Below are 19,260 nucleotides of genomic sequence, written 5' to 3'. Positions count from 1 at the left end.
AGTGAAACGCGAAAATGAACATTACGCTGGAAGAGATGCGGGTATTTATCGCTGTGGTGGACAGCGGATCTATCACTGCCGCCGCCGCACAAAGCGGACTGACAGTTTCTGCCACCAGCCGCGCCCTGCTGCGTCTGGAAGAAAAAATGAACAGCACGCTGGTCTTACGCACGACCCGGCGGCTGAAACTGAGTGAGGAAGGCGCGGTATTTTTGCACAAAGCCCGGGATGTCGTACAACTTGCGCAGGAAGCAGAAGACGTATTGATGAACCACCAGCTGATCCCGTCCGGTATTTTGCGGGTGGATGCATCAACCCCTTTTCTTATACATGTGATAACACCGTTGGTGGCACAGTTTAATGAGATCTACCCGCAAATCCGCCTGGAACTGACCAACTATGAAGGTGTGATTAATTTACTTGAAAAACAGACAGATATTGCATTTCGTATCGGCCCGCTCGCGGATTCCTCTCTTCACGCCACACTGCTGGGTCACAGCCGGTTACGTATTTTAGCCAGCCCGCGCTATCTGCAACAATATGGCGAACCCAAAACACCGCAGGAGCTGACACAGCACCGCCTGCTGGGATTTACCTCACCGGAAAGTCTGAATGAATGGCCATTGTTCCATGATGATAAAAAAGGACTGAAAATTACCCCTTCAATTTCCGCCAGCAGCGGGGAAATACTCTGTAACCTGACCCGTCAGGGTGCAGGGATTGTCTGTATGTCTGACTTTATGACCCACGAGGTGCGTGAAAGCGGCGAATTCCGGCAGATCCTGACCTCATTTACGTATGAAAGCAAACAACCTATTCATGCCGTCTATTACAGGAGCCAGACTCTCTCCCCGCGCCTGCGCTGCTTTATCGATTTCATTGTGCAGCACAGCCAGAGCCTCAAACGTCTGAGCTGAATCTGAACACAATATTAAGCCGCGACGGATGGCTCAGGGAAATGTTCGACATTATTTTTCAGATTGTTTAGTCTGCCTGCGATCACCGGATAATGATCAGGGTAAACAATTAATGAGAGAGATAATCATGCAAGCGTCGGATCCCGTATTTCCTGCCGTTATCACCCGCCATTGGGAAGAGGAATATCAGCACGGTCATGTGCTGGTGACACAGCCGGCATTGCGTCTGATGTGCAGGACTGATTTGGAAGAGGGTTACGATGCCATGTGGCTGCGGATGGCGCAGGAAGACCGGATTCAGGTAACAGACGATCTTGCCCGTCAGCTCAGATTACAGCAGAACCCCGTGTTGTCGCGGAATGAGTTTCTTGCCCGTATTGCTCAGAACGGACTTCACTGGAGCCATGCCGACCAGTTTTTTTATCTCACCACGCAGGCGGAATCTGTCCTGCTGAATTCCACATTTCCTGATTATGTCCGTACACTGACCGCTGCCGATGAGGCAATTTTTACCCGGTTTTGTGCGGAAAATAATGAAGATGATCTCGATATCGCCGGTGTTGAACCTGATCATCACCTGGTTTACGGTGTGTTTAAAAACAAACAGCTTGTTGCCGTTGCCAGCGCATATCCGTGGGAAACATCCCGATTGATGGATATCGGTGTACTTACACATCCCGGATACCGCAAACAGGGCTTTGCTTCACTGGCGGTCCGCGCACTGAGCCATGCTGCATTGCAGGCCGGTTTTACACCGCAGTACCGTTGTCAGCTGAATAATGCACCGTCTCTTGCCCTCGCTGAACACAGCGGTTTTACGCCGTTTGCACAGTGGAATTTTATTATTAAGGGCATATGATGGCACACTACTGCAAACGGATACTCGTTGGATTTATTCTCCTGCTGATAACAGCCGGACTCCTGCTGGTTTTTACCAGCCACCTTGATGATTTCGATTTTGACAACACGATACAGCAGGAACTGACCTTTGAATCACAGGGTAATACCCTTTCCGGCACACTTCTGTTACCCGGAAGCGGACAACCGGCGGCGGTTGCCGTTATTATTCACGGCGATGGCCCGCAGGATCGCTATTCCAATATGGGTTACAGCCCGCTGTTTAATACACTGACAGATGCCGGTATTGCCGTGTTTTCATGGGATAAAGCCGGTGTCGGCAGCAGCCGGGGAAACTGGCTGGATCAATCAATGCCTGATCGCGCAGAAGAAGCGGCAGCAGCACTGCGCTTTATTCAGTCCCGCTATCCGGGCGGCACTGTGCAAGTCGGATTTCTCGGTTTTTCCCAGGCGGGATGGGTTATCCCGGCGGCAGCGGGTCAATCACATCCGGCATTCTCAGTGATTATCGGCGCCGCAGTTAACTGGCGGGATCAGGGGCAGTTTTATCAGAAATTACGCTATGCGCAGCAGGGAAAAACGCCTGATGATATCGCCCGTTTACTGGCTGAAGAGCAAACAGAAAATGACCGTATTTTCTCCATGAATGGTTCAAAAGACCCGGCAAACCGCAGTGATATGACGCCGGATCGCTTTGCCTTCGTGGCAAAAAATTACCTGAGTGATTCATCCGCTGACCTGCCGCATATGAACGGGCGCGTATTGGCGGTCTGGGGTGCGGAAGATTTAAATGTGAATGCGCGCGCGGATGCCTGTCGTTATCAGTCAGCTCTGAAAGATAACCCGCAGGCGGATGTGATGGTTGTTCCGCAGGCAGGTCACGGACTGCTCCGCGCACCCGCCTTTAACTATCAGTTGGAAAGCGACTGGCCGGTACTGCGCCGGTGGCATTTTCTGTATTCCGGACGCGATGCCTATTACCCCGGCGCCCTCAATCTGATTACAGACTGGATAGAAAACAAAAAACCGGATTTAACACCCTATCTGCCCGTCTGTAAAGCCTGATAACCTGCATAACCACGCTTTGCGGCCGCATGATAAAGCTGATTCAGCGGCGCGGTCATGCTTTGTGCGATCCCTGTCATTTCAGCACCCGCCAGTTCCGGGGAACCTGTACCAAACGGCGGGCGCGGATCATACTCGATGGCCAGTTCAACCAGCGCAGCAAGTTCTTCCCCGCGCAGAGCCTGTAATACCCGCAAAGATGCATCAAAAGAGCCGGTCGCCGGACCCGATGTATAAATATTGCCATCAATAACAACTTCACTGCCGCTGACCGGCGTTGCACCCACATCGGGCAGCATCGGCACCACATTGCTGTTGCTGGTTGCCCGTTTGCCCTCTAATAATCCGGCCGTTCCCAGCATCAGTGAGCCGTAACAGGTGCCAATGACATATTTTGCCTTGCGTCCCTTATCCGCGAAAAACCCGATAACAGCAGGATCTTCAATCACTTCCGGCGGCACCATTCCGACAACCAGCACATCGAGGTCATCAGGGCATTCTTCAAATGTCATGGTCGGCATCGTCGGCCAGCCGATATAGCCCTCCACCAGTTCCTTATGCTTCCAGATAAGATGGATCTCCGCTCCGGCAATTGTAAACACAGACTGCGCACCGTTAATATCCATCGGCATAAAACCGGGACTGACAAAGATACCGACTTTCAGTAATGCAGGCTGTTGTGCCCGTCCGGCAGCGACCAGAGCCTGAATTGACGGAGTGGTAAGCCCGTAAGGGGTGTTTACTGTATAGTTTTGTTCAGACATCAGAGATACTCCGTTCAGCAGAAGATGAATTAATTACTATTTAGTAAAATAATACATACGGTACAATGATGTAAACTATTTTTATACTAATCAGTAAAAAATAAAACGGTAACTATATATGGCGCAAAAAGGCAGACCCCGGAATTATGACAGTGCAGTTGCGCTGGATAAAATCATGGCGCAGTTTTGGCGCAAAGGGTACGCCGCTACCTCAATTGATGAGCTGGCGGCAGAAACCGCGATGAAAAAACCCAGTCTTTATGCCGCATTCGGCAATAAAGAACGGCTGTATCAGTTGGCGATGGACAGGTTTGGTGAGATAGCACAACAGCATTACAGCGCAGCACTGGCTCCCCGCAGTGAGGGTGAACCGCTTTATCTGAGGCTGAGCCGCTATTTGCAGGCAACCGTAACACTTTATACCGGCGAAGAGGGTTTACCCGGGTGTATGGTTTTGTCGACTGCTGTCGCAGAAACACATAATCCTTTGATCAAAGCCCGGTTGCAGGAGGTGATAGCCACCCAGGAAAAGATGCTCCTGACCTGTCTGAATGAGAATAAAACAGCCCTGAAGGAGCCGGAAAGCGCCTCATTACTGGCAAAAACGCTGACCGCCTTTCTGCACAGTATTTCTCTGCGCGCCCGCGCGGGGGAAAGTGCGGAGCAACTGGCCGCGATGACAGAGGCAGGGCAATACGTGCTTCGCATGGCACTGAAAACAGATGAGTGATAATAATCCCCGCCGCGATTTATTCAGCGGGAATTATTTAAAGAAGATCAGCGCAAAGACATTTGCCCGGTGATAACGGAGACCACATCACCGGCAACCCACACATCAGCGCCCTCTTTGCTCAGAAAAATCTGCCCGTCACGGCTGAGCGCCCGTCCCTGATTAGCTGTGTATTTTTCCGGCAAGGTGCCGTTGCCAATCAGCCATTGTGCCAGTGACGCATTCAGACTGCCGGTGACAGGATCTTCCTCCACCAGAGAGCAACAAAATGCGCGCACTTCCAGTTGTACCGGACCATTCTGATCGTCATACAGAGCGCAAATACCAATGTCATAACCATTCAGACGGGAGTAATCCGGCTTAACCGCCAGCACACGTTCAACGCTGGTCAGTTGCAGACCTATCCAGCCCGGCCCGTTATCCACCCATGCGGAACGCACGACATCCGCCTGCGTTAATCCCAGCGCACTGATAATATGAGCCAGTCTTTCAGGCTCCACATCCCCGCCACGCAATAATTTTGGCGCGGCAAATGCCAGCTTTTCATCCTGCTGACGGATAGACACTAACCCCACACCGCACTCCTGGATAATCGTGCGTTTTTCCTGAAACGACTGCGTCTCCCGCCAGACATAGCAAGAGCCCAGTGTCGGATGTCCGGCAAACGGCAGTTCGCCGTCCGGGGTGAAAATCCGCACCCGGTAATCAGCCTGCGGATTTGTCGGTTTGAGCAAAAAGGTGGTTTCACTCAGATTTGTCCAGCGGGAAAAGCGCAGCATATCCTCATCCGTCAAATCATCGGCATCAACAACGACCGCCAGCGCATTGCCCAATAACGGCACCGCAGAGAAAACATCAACCTGGTGAAAACGATGGGGTTTGGTATTCAAAATAATTATCCTTATGGCATTTCTTAGTCAGTTAGCAGTACACTGATTTTTACCTCAAAAATACATTATGATGTACTGTTTTAATAACGATAGTGATAATTAATTATGCAAAAAAATGATTCTTTCTCAGGGATCACTGCGTTTGTTGCTGCCGCTCAATCCGGCAGTTTCACAGCAGCAGCCGATAAACTGGGCATAACAAAATCGGCTGTCAGCAAACGTCTCATTTTGCTGGAATCCGCTCTGGGTGTCAGTTTGTTTCAGCGGGGAAACCGGCGCATTACACTGACTATTTCCGGCGAGCGTTATTTGCAACACTGTCTGGCAGCCCTGAATATACTTAGTGAGGCAGAAGATGATATCAGTAAACAACAAACCACCCTGAGCGGAAGACTGCGTATTGATTTACCCGCCGCCTTTGGCCGTCGCCGGGTAATGCCGGTTCTGGACGGACTGATGTCCCGCTATCCACAATTAATGATGAGTATTTCCTTCCGGGAACGCTATATCGATCTCGCGGAGGAAGGTGCTGACCTGGCTATCCGGATCGGAGAGCTGGCAAATAGCAGCCATTTGATTGCACGGCGCCTGACCTCCCAGACGCTGGTGTTATGTGCCGCACCTGAGTATCTGGCACAATATGGCGAACCTGAGACTATTGACGCGCTGGCTCAGCACCGCTGTATTGTCGGATTTCGTCAGGATCAGCCGTTTTACTGGCCTCTGTACTGTGAAGAAAAACCACAGCGCATTATTCCGCCGCCATTTTATGAGCTGGCAGACGGTGATGCGATGCTGTCAACGGTACTGAACGGACACGGCATAGCTCAGTTACCGTTATGGATGGCCGGCGATTATTTACGTGATGGTTTATTATGCCGGGTACTGCCGGCATCAGAAGGGGCTCAGATACCAATACATGTTATCTGGCTCAAAAATACACAATTACCGGCAAAAACCCGTTTTGTTGCTGATGCCCTGATTGCTGCAGCAAAAAACGGTGATTTTGATTAATCGGCACGATATATCAGCACGGGGGAAGCCATCTGCCGCCGTACTTTCAGATATACCGTAATAAAAGCAGGTAATGCAAACGCAATCCCTGCCCAGACAATGGCATGAACACCATAATGGCGTATCACCCATCCGCCGGCCATAGCGCCCAATGTTATACCGAGGTTTGAGAAAGCGATATACAGACTATTGGCAAATTCAGGCGCAGATCCTGCGTCACGCAGCAGCCAGGTCTGACTGACAATTAATCCGGATGTATGCAGTATCCCCCAAAATACAACCAGCAATATCATCAGCCACTGAGAGGATCCACCCAACCAGACGGCCAGGTAAATCAGCACAAATAGCAACGGATACAATAATGTTGTTTTTATGACATTTTTTTGTAAGCAGCGACTGAAAATAAAATTACCGACATAACCGCTGATACCGAATATCACCAGTAAACCACTCGTAATATTATTGGGAAAATGGCCGATTGTGACGAGATAATCCGCAATATAACTGAATCCTGCAAACATTGCGGAAAAAATCAATGTCACCGCGGCAATACTCAGCCAAACATCCTTGTTCTGTAAAATAATCAACTGATCACGGATTTTTAATGGTTTAGTGACCGGTAATGAAGGAACAAACAGGGCAATACCGGCAAATGCAACCACACTTGTCAGTGTACCGAACCAAAATGCTGCACTCAGCGTAAATATTTCTGCAATAAATGCACTGAGAGGCATGCCCAGAACCATTCCGACCGCAACACCGGAAAAGACGATTGCAACCGCATGTGCTGAACGGGCGGCAGGTACAGAATTGGCAGCAACAACCAGAGCAATAGCGAAAAAAACAGCATGCGTCAGTGCCGGTAACATCCTGAAAAATAGAATGACATTATATTGATGCGTAATGGCATAAGCGGTATTAGAGACAGCAAAAATTGTCATAATAACCAATAAAACGGTTTTGCGGTTATAGCGCCCGAGCAACAGAGTGATAGCCGGTCCGGTCACCGCAACAACAACCGCATAAATACTCACTAAAAAACCAACTTGCGGCGCGCTGATATGTAATTGCGCCGTCAGTTGCGGCAACAAACCAATAACGGCGACCTCTGTTGTGATCACGCCAAAGACAGCAAGAGATAATGACATCAGAATCAGCATAGTTTTATTTTGCATAGAGATACCCGCAGGGTGCATGATGAATGACCCTGACATAAATAAAGTGAATGAATAGAGCGGATATATCCTGTGCGTATCCTGCCAAAGATAAGCCGTTGACGGAAGTGCATCGGCGGAAACTGTCAGTAGAGAAAAAGTTGACACTGTATGCACGCCACAGTGTCATAATGAATCAAACGGATTCATTCATATAAGCGATTAAGGACTGACTATGACACCTAAAATGATCGATAAGCTGGCACTGATCACTCTGAAAGACGGCAAAGTCGCGATGGTGCGCTCACACAATAAAACGCTGTTTTATGCCCCGGGCGGTAAACGTGAGGCTGGTGAAACCGATGAACAGGCACTCTGCCGTGAAATTGATGAAGAGCTGACTGTTACCCTGATACCGGACACTATCTCTTTTTACGGTGATTTTACCGGGCAGGCGGATGGCAAGCAGGACGGCACGCAAGTGCGCATCCGTTGTTTTCAGGCTGAATTTACCGGTGAACTGAAACCGGCGGCTGAAATCGCTGAACTGGCCTGGCTCGACAGCCGTGACCTGCCCCGCTGCTCTCTGGTTGCCGCGCTGATCATCAAAGACCTCTGCGCACGTAAATTAATTAATTGAATTCTTACTGCAGATGCGCAATTTTGTACAAGACAGACAACGAGTCTGCTGTTTGAATAAATAAAGGTATAAATACAGGTCTATTTTTATGCATGACAAACAGCCGGAGCGCCGGGAAACAGCGGATTATTTTCACCTGGACGATTTTTATGGTCTGAGTATGCTCTCGGCACGCTATCATCAGCAAAAATTCAGCCGCCATACCCATGAAGGTTTTTGTATTGGTGTGATTGAAGATGGCGTACAGCAGTTCTTCCGCACCGGCAGTAATCACTATGCCCCGGCCGGAGACATCATTCTGGTGAATTCCGATGAGATCCACACCGGCTCTTCCGCCCTGGAAACCGGCTGGGCTTACCGGGCGATTTACCCGACACCGGACATGCTGGACACCCTGATGCGTGATCTGAAAACCACAGACCAGCGCTTTGTTCCCTGGTTTACCAGCGCCGTGGTACATGACCCGGGGTTGTCCGCACAACTGCGGCTGCTGTTTGATTTACTGCTCAAACCGGATAACCGCCTGCTCAAAGGATCCTTGTTGCTCTCTACTCTCGCATGGCTGATAACCCGTTATAATAAAACAAATTTTTCCCGTGTTGAAATAACCCCTGCCGGTCAGCGCCTGCAATATATCGCGGATATGATGAACAGCCAACCGGAGACTGATTACGCGCTGGATGACCTTGCCGCACTCGCAAACCTCAGTCCGTGGTACTTTTTGCGCCAGTTTCGTCAGCGCTACGGCATGCCGCCTCATGCCTGGCTTATCCAGGCACGCCTGCGCAAAGCACGTCAGTTACTGATTGACGGCGGTCGCCCGGCAGATATCTCCGTTCAGTGCGGATTTACTGACCAAAGCCATTTTACCCGCCATTTCAAGCGGGCAATGGGTATTTCACCCGGTAAATTTATCCATAACCGCCTCACCCGCTGAGCAATTTTATACAATCTTCCCGCCCCCTCTGATGCCAGAGTATCCGCTACTGTTTCATGTTGACGGATGGCTCACTATGACGATAACCGCTGATTTACCTGTATCACCTCTGAAAGATTTTTTTACCGGCGCACTGCACATGACCCCGCTGAATCTCGCCGTGGTTCCCTGGGCAATCCTTGCCGGATCAATGGCGGTGGACAGCGGGCTGACCTTTGCACAAAGTGTGGCGATGTCTGCCATGATGTTTGCCGGTGCCGCCCAGCTTGTGACGCTCGGGTTGCTCAACAGCGGTGCCGGGATTATCACGATTATTGTGTCCGTCTTTTTTATCACCTCGCAGCACCTGCTTTACGGGCTGACACTGCGCCCGCATGTGCGTTCGTTTACCCCGGTGCAGCACGCGGGGATCGGGTTTTTACTGACAGATGAACTCTTTGCCGTCAGTGTTGCCGGGCGCAGACAGTTGAGTTTTGCGTATCTTTTCGGTGCCGGGCTCAGTTTTTACCTGGTCTGGGTGCTGGTCAGTGTGCTCGGAATTGTGCTGGCGCACAGCATCAGTGACCTGAGTCAGCTAAAGCTGGATTTTTCCGTGGTTGCAACATTACTGGCTATTGTTGTGCCGCTGATTAAATCAAAAAGTGCATTAACCGGTGCAATTATCTCTTTTGCGCTGACTATTTTCCTGACCCGCCAGGGCATTCAGGGCGGCACAGTGCTAGCCGGTGTCAGCGCCATGCTGATTGCTGTCTTTCTGGGTCGCAAATGGGGGGATGTAAAATGAGCTGGGGACTAATTCTGATACTGACAGTGATGGTTTTTTCGCTGCGCTTTATTTTTCTGATCCCGGGGCTGCCCTTGCGCCTGCCTGTCTTTGTGCAACAGGCGCTGACTTACTCCGCGCCCTGCCTGCTGGTGGCTATTTGTGCGCCAATTGTGTTATTGGAAGAGCAACAGTTCCGGGAGATAAATGATAATCCGTATTTATGGGGAACACTGTTTTGTATAATATCTGCGCGATTAATTAAAAATACCTTGCTGACTGTTGTTCTGACACTGACTTTTTTTTTATTCACTGATTTATCTGTTTTAATTATACTCGTCATACTTCAGGATGCGTGGGTGTTGACTGCACTACGCCCGCCGGGTCACATACTAATGTATGCTCCCCGGCAATCGGAGCTTCTCGCCTACACGCATCCCGAATTATTTAGAGTATATACCCGCTATATTTCAGCACCGGGCTTTACCGGTGCTGAATAAACACAAAATTAATGTTTTTCGTGTATTTCTTTTGCCAGTGCCGGCAAAATATCAATAGAACGGGGTCCGGGAACAAGCTCAGATAAATTCACTTTTATATAATTTTTATTTTTTATCGCGCTGACGCCCTGCATTTCCGGCATAGATTCAAGAAACGCGACTTTCTGGTCATAATCATCATCATTACGGAAGCCTTTGTAAACAGGAATAATGATAACTTGTGGATCAGACATAATCACATCTTCCCAGTTACCAACAGCCCAGGTTTTCTTAATACCTTTTCCGGCAAAAATATTTTTTACTGAAATTAACTTCAGCATTTCCGTCGTATATCCCTCAAAAAAGGTATACGGCTTGCCATCCTGTGAGTCAAAAATAAACGCGGTTTTCTCAGGGTATTTATCAATATGGCTGACAACTGATTTTAATTTTTCTTTTTCGGATGCAACATATTTTTGTGCATTGTCTTCAACACCAAAAATCTCACCAAACTTCAGCAGATCATTAAAATAAGTATTAACATCCGCAGATGAAGAAGTCATTGATTCAGGAATATAAACAGAAATGCCTTCCGGCACAATTTTATTGGCTTCCAGTGCTAATTTAGAATACGAATTTGCCCATCCCGTGGAAAAATCAGGAGAGACCGACATAAATACTTCATAAGAGGGCCATTTTTCTGCCAGCACCGGAATTTTATCATAGGCCTCTTTTACCGGCGGATAAATAGGCTCTTCCAGAAAGGCTGTTCCCACCATGCGATCACCTAACCCCAGCACCAGTAACATTTCAGTGGTGATCTGGCTGAGAGAAACAATGCGCTGCGGGTGTTTCTCCAGCTTAAAATGATATTCATTGCCGTCCAGATTTGCATCAAACTGAACCGGTGCCGCGTGTGCCGGTAATGAACATAGTGCGGAGACAATAAACGTACCCAATAATAATTTTTTCATCATTCCCTCTTGAGTGACAATAATATCTTATAAAACCGGTAATAAAATCAGGCTATAAAAATATAGCCACACGGTCGCCGACCGGTAATATGGTAAATTCCACACCAAATACATCAAACAGGCATTCTTTGGTAAATACCTGCGCAGGCGTTCCCTGTGCATATATTTCGCCGTCTTTCATCATAATAAGATACCGGCAATATTTTGCGGCTAAATTAATATCGTGAATTGTCATTATAACCGTCGCATCTGACGCCGCTAATGCTTTCATTACCTCAACTTTATACCTGACATCCAGATGGTTTGTCGGCTCATCGAGGATCATGATATCGGTTTCCTGTGAAAAACATTTCGCCAGCATAACCCGCTGTTTTTCACCACCGGACAGGTCGTGATACTCTTTATGCTTCATTGCTTGCAGACCAAATAATGCCATATAGCGGTCTGCAATCATAAAATCGTTACGGCTGTAATCAACATAATGTTTTTTATACGGCATTCTGCCCATCACAGCTATCTCTTCAATGGTCAGTTTTCCTTCGACCTGATCATTAAACTGGGTCAGTACTGATATATTACGGGCAAGCGATTTTATCGAAAATTCAGCAATATCTTTCTTATCAATAAAGACCGTTTTTTTTTGTTTTTACATCGCGGTAAATATGCCTCAGTAAAGTTGTTTTTCCTGACCCATTAGGTCCGACAATACCAATAATATGTTTACCGGAAAATGATAACGAAATCTCTTTTAGTATCCCGTTATAGTTCAGGTCAGTAACATCAACAGTACTCACTGTTATCGGCTCCTGTTTCCTTTGATAATAATATAAACAAACAACGGCGCACCAATCAAAGACGTGAGGATCCCGACCGGGATCTCCTCCGGTTTAAACCAGCTCCGGGATATAGTGTCGATAATAACCAGGAACACGCCGCCGATCAGACAGGAATAGAGGGATAATTTAAAATGTTTAACCGAAATAAGGTTCCTGACAATATGCGGGATAATCAGTCCGATAAATGCAATAACACCGACATTTGCAACAATAATGGAAACCACAAAAGAAGACAGAATGATGATACATAATTTAATTGCACCAACATTAATACCTAATTGTTGTGACGCATCCGCACCTAATAATAGTGTATCAAGGATATTACTGAATAAAAGACAGAATATCAGTACGACCAGCATAGCAACAAACGGGAGCCAGATATAGGACCATTTGATACCCGAAAAACTGCCCAGCATCCAGAACATTGCACTTTTCACCTGACTTTCATTTTTCGATAAATAAATAATCGCAGTTGTTATTGCAGAGAAAAGACTGGAGATCCCTATCCCGATAAGCACCAGGTTTGTCATGTTACTTTTTTTAAAGTTAAATAACACAATAATGGAGGTAGAAACCAATCCCCCTGCGAAAGCACCAATATAGATATTATAAGGTGAAACCGAAGAGAACAATCCCAGCACAATCGCGGAAACAGCCCCCGCACTAGCGCCGGAAGAAACGCCGAGAATATAAGGATCCGCCAGTTCATTACGGGTAATGGTCTGCATCAGAATACCGACCAGTGATAATGATGCACCGGTGACAGCAACAAGAATTATCCGGGGTAACCGGATATTATAAATAATGGTTTCATACGGCAATAAATCCCCGCTGTTTATTCCACCGGTGACTATTTTAAGGACAGTTGTCAGTTTTTGATGGAATTCCATATTGACACTGCCATAAAACAGTGAGAAAAACATGACAGCGAGTAAAATAAAGAGGTAAAAAAGGAACTGTAAAATACCCTGATACTGACATTTCTTTTTATTTACCCTGTTTATATCACTTACCATATCCCTCATATATATCAGCCTGTATTTAGTGAAACATTAACATAACACGTTGTCAGCATAAGAGTAACGTATTGATTAATCATTATATTCGATAATAAATTATAATGACATGTTGTTATGTACTCCCCCTGAGTACATTTCATAAAATAAGCCATTAACACAGCCATTCCATGTTCTGTATTTGATTACCACAGAATAAAATATCAATTTGGTACCGGATCCCTGCTATTTAAATAAACTGGATCTTTCTTCTTCCTGCCCGGCATATTACAGTACAAAAAACAGATACACAGCGGAGAAAAAAATGAGCCGGTTAAACACATTCGGACAACCTGTCGGCGATTCCATACCGGATTGGTCAGGACGCCCTTACCCTGAACGGATTAGTGCAGAAGGTGAACATTGCCGTATTGAACCTTTGGTTCCGGCACATGCAACGGATTTATATCAGGCATTTTCCCTTGCACCCGACGGACGTTACTGGACCTGGCTGCCGGATGGGCCGCCGCGTGATCTCTCTGAATATACAGCACGAATTGAAAAAAATGCGCAACTGACCGATCCGCTGTTTTTTACCATCATCAGTAAAGAAACCGGCAAAGCTATCGGGTTGTTCTCCCTGCTGCGGACAGACAGTCAAAATGGCGTAACCGAAGTCGGACATGTGCATTTTTCCCCGTTACTGAGCGGCACGGTGATGTCCACGGAAGCCCACTGGCTGCTGATGAAATATGTGTTTGATACCCTGAATTACCGCCGTTATGAGTGGAAATGCGACAGTCTGAATGAACCCTCCCGCCGCGCGGCGCTGCGTCTTGGTTTTCAGTATGAAGGGTGTTTCCGTCAGGCGCGTGTGGTCAAAGGCTGTAACCGCGATACCGAGTGGTTTTCCATTATTGATGCAGAGTGGCCGGATGTTGATCAGGCGATGCAGGCATGGTTATCTCCGGATAATTTTACCGCAGACGAAAAACAGATCCGTTCACTCGCCTCACTCCGTAAACTGACAGGACAGGCATGAAATTACTCAATATCGGGCGGGTTGCACAACTGACCGGCCTGACAGCGGCAACCATTCGTTATTATGAGAGCAAAGGACTGATTACGCCCGCCGGGCGTAAAGGTTTGACCCGTATTTATGAGCCGGAGGTACTGACCCGGCTCTCTCTGATCATACTGGCAAAACAGGGCCATTTTTCGCTGGATGAAATCGCGGTGATGCTCAGGGAATTACCGGAAAAAGGTATTGAACGGACCGCAATTAAAGCTAAGGTCGCCGAAATTGACGATAAAATACAGGAACTGCAAAAACTGAAACAAGGATTGCTGCATATTGAACAGTGTCCGGCTGAAAATCACCTGGAGTGTCCGAATTTCCGGAAAATCCTGGCCGTCAGCCTGAAAAATAACAGAGAAAAAATGATCAAAAACCCCTCTTGACTTAAAGTTAACTTGAAGTTGTATCATCCGGCATACTGATTTCCATCTTGTTGCATTACTCACTCACATCTTAACCTACGTGATTGAATAATAAGGAATTACTATGCCCCGTTCTGTTTTCTGGCTGGCTGCTGCTTTAGCCCTGTTTACCACCGGTAATGCACTGGTTCTCTCTGTGGCGGTATTAATCGGCTCACAACTGGCAGACGATCCGGCTTACGCCACCGTGCCGCTGCTGGCGCAATATATCGGGCTGATTTTTGCCTCTGTCCCGATGGCGCATTTTATGATGCGTGCGGGTCGCCGCCCGGGGTTTATCCTCGGCAATATCGGGGGATTAATTGGCGCTCTGCTGGCGATAGCCGGTATTTATGCACAGAGTATGACTCTTTTTTCTGTCGGCACGTTCTTTACCGGTATTGCTATCGGTACCGCACAACAATATCGCTTTGCCGCGCTGGAAGAAGCCCCGGCCGCACTGCGGGCAAAAGCTATCGGGCTGGTTATGAGCGGCGGTATTGTTGCGGTACTGATTGGTCCGACACTCGCGATGTCAACCCGCACACTGGTTGCAGCCTATCCGTTTGCAGGAACGTTTTGGGCGCTGAGTATTATTTATGTTCTGGCGTTTGCCCTGTTGCTGTATTTACCGCTTAAACCACAACATGCCCTGCGGGTAACAGATGCACCGCCAAACCGCCCGTATCGTCAGCTCTATTCCCAGCCATTACTGATGCTGATCGCGGTTGTCAGTGCCGTCGGTTATGCCCTTGTTGTTTATATGATCGGCGCGTTTCCGCTGGCTATGAAAGCGCAGGGTTTTGAATTTCCCGCCATTGCCTTTGTTTTCCAGTGCCACATTCTGGGTATGTTTGCGCCCTCTTTCTTTACCGGGCACCTCATCAGCCGTTTCGGGGTGACATTATTTGTCCGGCTGGGCGCGGTCTGCCTGCTCATTACTAATCTGATCAGCCTTGCCGGTAACAGTTATGCCCACTTCCTGATTGCCATGACCACTCTGGGGCTGGCCTGGAACTTTATTCTGATCAGTACCACACAACTGCTGCCGCGCACCTATCGCGGAAATGAGCGGGCAAAAATCCAGGGCGCAACCGACTTTCTTATCTTTAGTTTTGGCGCACTCGGCAGCCTGCTGGGAGGTGTTGCGTTTTATTATGCGGGTTGGTATTACGTCAATGCTATCGGGCTGGCGGTCGGATGCAGTATTGTTCTTGTGATGATAGTGCTGCGCCGCAGTATGAATGAAATACCTGCCAAGGCCGCTGGGTTATGAGTTCATCCGCTGTAAATTTGTTATAGTATCCGCGCTATGTATCATCCGGATCACCTAAATCATAACAAAAGGACAAAATCTGATGACAAACCAATATGATGACGCCCTTTACTGGGATCCGGATCTGGCGCGGTTTTATGATATGGATAACGAATGGCGGGCCGATTTTGATGTTTATCTCGCCCGTGCGGCAAGTGCCGCGCGTATTTTGGATCTGGGTTGCGGCACAGGTACACTGATGGCAGCAATTGCAGCAGCCTATCCGCATAAAACCCTCGCCGGAGCCGATCCGGCGCAGGCAATGCTGGCTATCGCACAGCAGAAAACAGATAGCGTCCGCTGGGTATGCAGTTCAGCAGAAAACCTTGATTTGGATATCACCTTTGACCTGATTATTTTATCCGGCCACGCGTTCCAGGTCTTTCTGACCCGTGAACAACGCATTGCACTACAGACAATTCAGCGCCATTTAAGCCCGGACGGTATTGTGCTGTTTGACAGCCGCAATCCGCAGACTGAAGAGTGGCGTGAATGGACGCCGGAACAGACCCGTGAAACGCGCATCAGTGATGAATTCGGTGACATCATTTCCTGGAATGATGTCACCGAGCATGACGGCTTTATCCGTTACAGTACTTTTTATCAGATGGGTGAAAACGGACAGATATTCAGTGCTGTATCTGATATTGCTTTCCCGTCTTTTGCGGAGATCTGTGATGCCGTTGAATACAGCGGACTGACAATCAGCCGTGTCTGTGGTGACTGGCAACACAGCCCTTTTCAGCCCGGTTCACCGGAAATGGTATTTGAGCTATGCCACCCGGGACATACTCAGACCTGCGCGGCCTGATCCCGTTGCCGGTACCAGGTATTTTTGACCATATACTCAAAATAGCGCTCTGTTTTGATATGAATAAATTTCAGCGGTTCAGTCAGTGTTCCGAACAGTGGTTTGCCGCCGCCTAACAGAACCGGCACTGTCGTGATCACCATTTCATCAATTAAATCTGCCGCCAGGCACTGCTGTGCCGCCGTTCCGCCATCAATATACAGCGTCTGATAACCCGCACTCCGGATAGTATTCAGCACCTCATTAATATCCCCCTGCATTAATTGTACGCCATGACCGGTGAGTTTTTCCGGCAGTTCCGTCACTGAGCGGGATAAGACAAAAACCGGTTTATCATACGGCCAGGCACCATCAAAATTGCACACGGTCTCAAAGGTTTTGCGCCCCATCACTACCGCGTCAATGCCCTGCATAAATGCCGAAAATCCCATATCATCCTGCTCAGGGTTCGGCACAGCAAACAACCAGTCCAGTTTATCCTGCGCATCGGCAATATAACCGTCGAGGCTGGTCGCGATATAAATAATATTGCGCATGATTAGCACCTTAATAGTTAATTAATAAAAGGATATAGATTGTGCTTTACTGGCATTCTACACTGTAGAATATCTTTACACAGCTTAGCGGACTGATATGGTTGTCGTCAATCATATGATCAAAAACGGACTGAATAATAATGACCACAACACGCACAGTACTGATCACCGGGGCAACCGGGCAGGTCGGAAAATTTCTGACACAGCGCCTGCGGGAAAGCACCGGGCTGAATGTTATCCTCGCCGCCCGTGACCCGCAGGTGCTCGCTGACAGTGGTCTGCCGGTCCGTTATTTCGATTATGATGATCCGGATTCAATATTGCCGGCGCTGGCGGGTGTTGACACTGTTTTTATGATGACCGGTTATACGCTTGCCATGCTGGAGCAGAGCAAGGTATTTACGGATGAAGCGAAAAAATCCGGTGTGCGCCATATTGTTCACCTCGGCGCCTGCGGTGATGATAATACCCGCGTAGCGCACTGGGCTTGGCATCAGTTAGTTGAGCGCTATATTGAATGGGCAGGATTTGATTTCACCCATCTGCGACCGGAATCCTATATGCAAAATTTGCTGGGATATCAGGGTGATAATACGGGTACGCCCGGTATATTAAGCGATTATTTCGGCGATGCAACACTGAGCTGGGTTGCCTGTGAAGATGTGGCAGAAGTGGCGGCGGCCTGTTTACGGGCACCGGAACAGCACCGCAACCGCGTGTACCGCCTGGGCTATGATGCAAAAAACCATCATGAGATTGCCGCTGTTATCAGCAATGTTACCGGGAAACCGTATCGCTATCAGGCGCTGTCTCCGGTAATATTCCGTGAGTTTGCCGAAAAGCAGCAGTTGGAACCGGCGTATATGAAAAGTATTTATGATCACTATGTGGCATTCAGCGAATTCCGTATTCCGGGAGCGGGAACCACATTTGATAATTTCACGGCGATCACCGGCAAAAAGCCAATGTCTGTGACAGACTTTATTCTTAAATATCAACACCATTTCCGGTAACCGGAGACTGAACGTGACCCAATCCCGACTGCCACCCTGCGGGCGGCCTGCTCACCGGGGCAGTAAACTGACACCGGAAAATATACTGACAGAAGCACAAAAAAATGTGGCAGTCACAGGGGAAAATACCGTCGATCCGCGCCCTCGCTGAATGCTTACAGGTTGATCCGATGGCTATTTATTACTATTTCCGCAACAAGCAGCTGTTACTGGAAGCACTTGCCACCGCACTGGTCGATACAATTTATCAGCCTGATCCGCAAGCGCCACGACAGCAGGAATTATGCCGCCTGGCAGAAAGTTATCTGCATCTGCTTTATATTTACAGTGATTTGCTGACTGTTCTGCTGTCTGCGGACAGTGACGGCCCGTCAGAATGCTTCCGGCGCCGCTATCTGCTCATCATTGAGCCGTGCGGGCTGAGTGACGCACGACGAACTGCCATTCTGCATCTGCTGGCAGATGCACTGCACGGACACAGTGTCGCTATCCGCCGCACCGACTATACTTTTGAACAGAGCCTGGCGCTCTTTCAGCCCGTTCTGGCACTGATTAGCGAACTAATTGAATCTCCCGGAGTATCATCATCATGACTATCCTCACCATAACAGTCCGCCCTGTCACTGCTCAGCCTGAGGACTATCCTCTGCTGCAAACCATCGCTCAGGTTCTGCATAACGAGTGGCAGGCGTTGGCGCAATGGCAGACTCCGGAGATAATTCTGGCGCGTCTGCTTAACCGGGTAAACGGGGAGAATGGTGAGCAGCTGTTTGTTGCCACAGATAAAAACGGGGCACTGCTGGCAACCGCCAGTCTTATCTGGCGGGAGCTGAAAACCAGCCGGATGGCAGATGCTGACTGGTGGACAGGCGAAATATACACCCTGCCCGCCGCACGGGGTCAGGGGCTGGGCAGCGCCCTGACGCAGGCTGTGGTTGATGTGGCAACCGCGCGTCACCTGCCTGCGCTCAATCTTTACACCCCGGACAAACAAGCCATGTATGGCCGAATGGGATGGAAACCGGTATTTGATGATGTTATCAACGATGAAAATGTCACCATTATGCAGCGTCGCTTAGCAGACTAATCA

Annotated in this window: 23 protein-coding genes and 1 pseudogene; 17 read left to right on the top strand and 7 right to left on the bottom strand. The window is 48.5% G+C overall.

Translation table 11 applies throughout. The features are described from left to right. Window positions 1–14: 14 nt before the first annotated feature. The 3 genes from AYY17_RS15515 to AYY17_RS15505 all read left to right on the top strand — a co-directional run bounded on the left by AYY17_RS15515 (window position 15) and on the right by AYY17_RS15505 (window position 2,840). The gene (locus tag AYY17_RS15515) at window positions 15–917 is read left to right on the top strand and encodes a LysR substrate-binding domain-containing protein (protein WP_067425020.1); all 903 of its coding nucleotides are present in this window, start codon (window positions 15–17) and stop codon (window positions 915–917) included. A gap of 127 nt (window positions 918–1,044) precedes the next feature. Beyond that, the gene (locus tag AYY17_RS15510) at window positions 1,045–1,776 is read left to right on the top strand and encodes a GNAT family N-acetyltransferase (RefSeq protein WP_067425017.1); all 732 of its coding nucleotides are present in this window, start codon (window positions 1,045–1,047) and stop codon (window positions 1,774–1,776) included. Further along, complete coding sequence (locus AYY17_RS15505; protein WP_235845409.1) at window positions 1,776–2,840, top strand: alpha/beta hydrolase family protein; 1,065 nt, start codon at window positions 1,776–1,778, stop codon at window positions 2,838–2,840. The genes AYY17_RS15510 and AYY17_RS15505 overlap by 1 nt, the downstream gene beginning before the upstream one ends. Here AYY17_RS15505 and AYY17_RS15500 read toward each other — a convergent pair. Further along, window positions 2,816–3,604 carry a DJ-1/PfpI family protein gene (locus AYY17_RS15500; protein WP_067425013.1) on the bottom strand — a complete coding sequence of 263 codons (789 nt, stop codon included), beginning with the start codon at window positions 3,602–3,604 and terminating at the stop codon, window positions 2,816–2,818. The genes AYY17_RS15505 and AYY17_RS15500 overlap by 25 nt on opposite strands. Before the next feature lie 118 nt (window positions 3,605–3,722). Here AYY17_RS15500 and AYY17_RS15495 point away from each other — a divergent pair, with 118 nt between their 5' ends. Next, entirely contained in the window at window positions 3,723–4,334 is a 612-nt protein-coding gene (locus tag AYY17_RS15495; RefSeq protein ID WP_067425011.1) for a TetR/AcrR family transcriptional regulator, read from the top strand. A 47-nt stretch (window positions 4,335–4,381) separates the two neighbouring features. Here AYY17_RS15495 and AYY17_RS15490 read toward each other — a convergent pair whose 3' ends face one another. Then, complete coding sequence (locus AYY17_RS15490; RefSeq protein WP_067425008.1) at window positions 4,382–5,224, bottom strand: PhzF family phenazine biosynthesis protein; 843 nt, start codon at window positions 5,222–5,224, stop codon at window positions 4,382–4,384. A 105-nt stretch (window positions 5,225–5,329) separates the two neighbouring features. Here AYY17_RS15490 and AYY17_RS15485 point away from each other — a divergent pair, with 105 nt between their 5' ends. Next, the gene (locus AYY17_RS15485) at window positions 5,330–6,238 is read left to right on the top strand and encodes a LysR family transcriptional regulator (RefSeq protein WP_067425006.1); all 909 of its coding nucleotides are present in this window, start codon (window positions 5,330–5,332) and stop codon (window positions 6,236–6,238) included. Here the strand turns inward: AYY17_RS15485 and AYY17_RS15480 are convergent. Next, window positions 6,235–7,413, bottom strand: coding sequence for an MFS transporter (locus AYY17_RS15480; RefSeq protein ID WP_067425128.1), 1,179 nt, complete (start codon window positions 7,411–7,413; stop codon window positions 6,235–6,237). The genes AYY17_RS15485 and AYY17_RS15480 overlap by 4 nt on opposite strands. 214 nt (window positions 7,414–7,627) lie before the next feature. Here AYY17_RS15480 and AYY17_RS15475 point away from each other — a divergent pair, with 214 nt between their 5' ends. The 4 genes from AYY17_RS15475 to AYY17_RS21625 all read left to right on the top strand — a co-directional run bounded on the left by AYY17_RS15475 (window position 7,628) and on the right by AYY17_RS21625 (window position 10,232). Then, entirely contained in the window at window positions 7,628–8,032 is a 405-nt protein-coding gene (locus AYY17_RS15475; RefSeq protein WP_067425003.1) for an NUDIX hydrolase, read from the top strand. A gap of 88 nt (window positions 8,033–8,120) precedes the next feature. Further along, window positions 8,121–8,969 (top strand): AraC family transcriptional regulator, encoded by an 849-nt coding sequence (locus AYY17_RS15470; RefSeq protein WP_067425000.1) that lies wholly within the window; start codon window positions 8,121–8,123, stop codon window positions 8,967–8,969. 76 nt (window positions 8,970–9,045) lie between these two features. Beyond that, the gene (locus tag AYY17_RS15465) at window positions 9,046–9,753 is read left to right on the top strand and encodes an AzlC family ABC transporter permease (protein WP_067424997.1); all 708 of its coding nucleotides are present in this window, start codon (window positions 9,046–9,048) and stop codon (window positions 9,751–9,753) included. Then, entirely contained in the window at window positions 9,750–10,232 is a 483-nt protein-coding gene (locus AYY17_RS21625) for an AzlD domain-containing protein (RefSeq protein WP_156656723.1), read from the top strand. Before AYY17_RS15465 ends, AYY17_RS21625 begins: the two co-directional genes overlap by 4 nt. An 8-nt stretch (window positions 10,233–10,240) precedes the next feature. On the opposite strand, the gene AYY17_RS15455 is transcribed toward AYY17_RS21625, so the two are convergent. The 3 genes and pseudogenes from AYY17_RS15455 to AYY17_RS15445 all read right to left on the bottom strand — a co-directional run bounded on the left by AYY17_RS15455 (window position 10,241) and on the right by AYY17_RS15445 (window position 13,037). Next, window positions 10,241–11,185 (bottom strand): ABC transporter substrate-binding protein, encoded by a 945-nt coding sequence (locus AYY17_RS15455; RefSeq protein WP_235845408.1) that lies wholly within the window; start codon window positions 11,183–11,185, stop codon window positions 10,241–10,243. A gap of 52 nt (window positions 11,186–11,237) precedes the next feature. Further along, window positions 11,238–11,979 (bottom strand): annotated as a pseudogene (locus AYY17_RS15450) (ABC transporter ATP-binding protein). 2 nt (window positions 11,980–11,981) lie between these two features. Then, entirely contained in the window at window positions 11,982–13,037 is a 1,056-nt protein-coding gene (locus AYY17_RS15445) for a FecCD family ABC transporter permease (protein WP_328585543.1), read from the bottom strand. A gap of 304 nt (window positions 13,038–13,341) precedes the next feature. Here AYY17_RS15445 and AYY17_RS15440 point away from each other — a divergent pair, with 304 nt between their 5' ends. The 4 genes from AYY17_RS15440 to AYY17_RS15425 all read left to right on the top strand — a co-directional run bounded on the left by AYY17_RS15440 (window position 13,342) and on the right by AYY17_RS15425 (window position 16,621). Continuing rightward, on the top strand, window positions 13,342–14,058 hold the full coding sequence (locus tag AYY17_RS15440) for a GNAT family N-acetyltransferase (RefSeq protein ID WP_067424988.1): 717 nt from the start codon (window positions 13,342–13,344) through the stop codon (window positions 14,056–14,058). Next, window positions 14,055–14,477, top strand: coding sequence for a MerR family transcriptional regulator (locus tag AYY17_RS15435; RefSeq protein WP_067424985.1), 423 nt, complete (start codon window positions 14,055–14,057; stop codon window positions 14,475–14,477). Before AYY17_RS15440 ends, AYY17_RS15435 begins: the two co-directional genes overlap by 4 nt. Window positions 14,478–14,580: 103 nt before the next feature. Next, on the top strand, window positions 14,581–15,771 hold the full coding sequence (locus AYY17_RS15430) for an MFS transporter (RefSeq protein WP_067424982.1): 1,191 nt from the start codon (window positions 14,581–14,583) through the stop codon (window positions 15,769–15,771). 82 nt (window positions 15,772–15,853) lie between these two features. Beyond that, window positions 15,854–16,621, top strand: a complete 768-nt coding sequence (locus AYY17_RS15425; RefSeq protein ID WP_067424979.1) for a class I SAM-dependent methyltransferase — start codon at window positions 15,854–15,856, stop codon at window positions 16,619–16,621. Here the strand turns inward: AYY17_RS15425 and AYY17_RS15420 are convergent. Then, window positions 16,603–17,157 carry a dihydrofolate reductase family protein gene (locus tag AYY17_RS15420; RefSeq protein ID WP_067424977.1) on the bottom strand — a complete coding sequence of 185 codons (555 nt, stop codon included), beginning with the start codon at window positions 17,155–17,157 and terminating at the stop codon, window positions 16,603–16,605. The two genes, AYY17_RS15425 and AYY17_RS15420, sit on opposite strands and share 19 nt — an antisense overlap. A 140-nt stretch (window positions 17,158–17,297) precedes the next feature. Here AYY17_RS15420 and AYY17_RS15415 point away from each other — a divergent pair, with 140 nt between their 5' ends. From AYY17_RS15415 to AYY17_RS15405, 4 genes are read left to right on the top strand one after another with little or no spacing between them, the layout of a single operon-like run. Continuing rightward, window positions 17,298–18,170, top strand: a complete 873-nt coding sequence (locus AYY17_RS15415) for an NmrA family NAD(P)-binding protein (RefSeq protein ID WP_067424974.1) — start codon at window positions 17,298–17,300, stop codon at window positions 18,168–18,170. A gap of 13 nt (window positions 18,171–18,183) precedes the next feature. Next, the gene (locus AYY17_RS22415) at window positions 18,184–18,321 is read left to right on the top strand and encodes a hypothetical protein (RefSeq protein ID WP_235845406.1); all 138 of its coding nucleotides are present in this window, start codon (window positions 18,184–18,186) and stop codon (window positions 18,319–18,321) included. Beyond that, window positions 18,275–18,763: a TetR family transcriptional regulator gene (locus tag AYY17_RS15410; RefSeq protein ID WP_235845405.1), complete on the top strand. Its 489-nt coding sequence runs from the start codon at window positions 18,275–18,277 to the stop codon at window positions 18,761–18,763. Before AYY17_RS22415 ends, AYY17_RS15410 begins: the two co-directional genes overlap by 47 nt. Continuing rightward, window positions 18,760–19,257: a GNAT family N-acetyltransferase gene (locus AYY17_RS15405; RefSeq protein WP_235845404.1), complete on the top strand. Its 498-nt coding sequence runs from the start codon at window positions 18,760–18,762 to the stop codon at window positions 19,255–19,257. Before AYY17_RS15410 ends, AYY17_RS15405 begins: the two co-directional genes overlap by 4 nt. Window positions 19,258–19,260: the final 3 nt, after the last annotated feature.

Source organism: Morganella psychrotolerans (assembly GCF_001676055.1).
GTDB classification, from domain to species: Bacteria; Pseudomonadota; Gammaproteobacteria; order Enterobacterales; family Enterobacteriaceae; genus Morganella; species Morganella psychrotolerans_B.
This window is presented reverse-complemented; position numbering and strand designations above follow the sequence as displayed.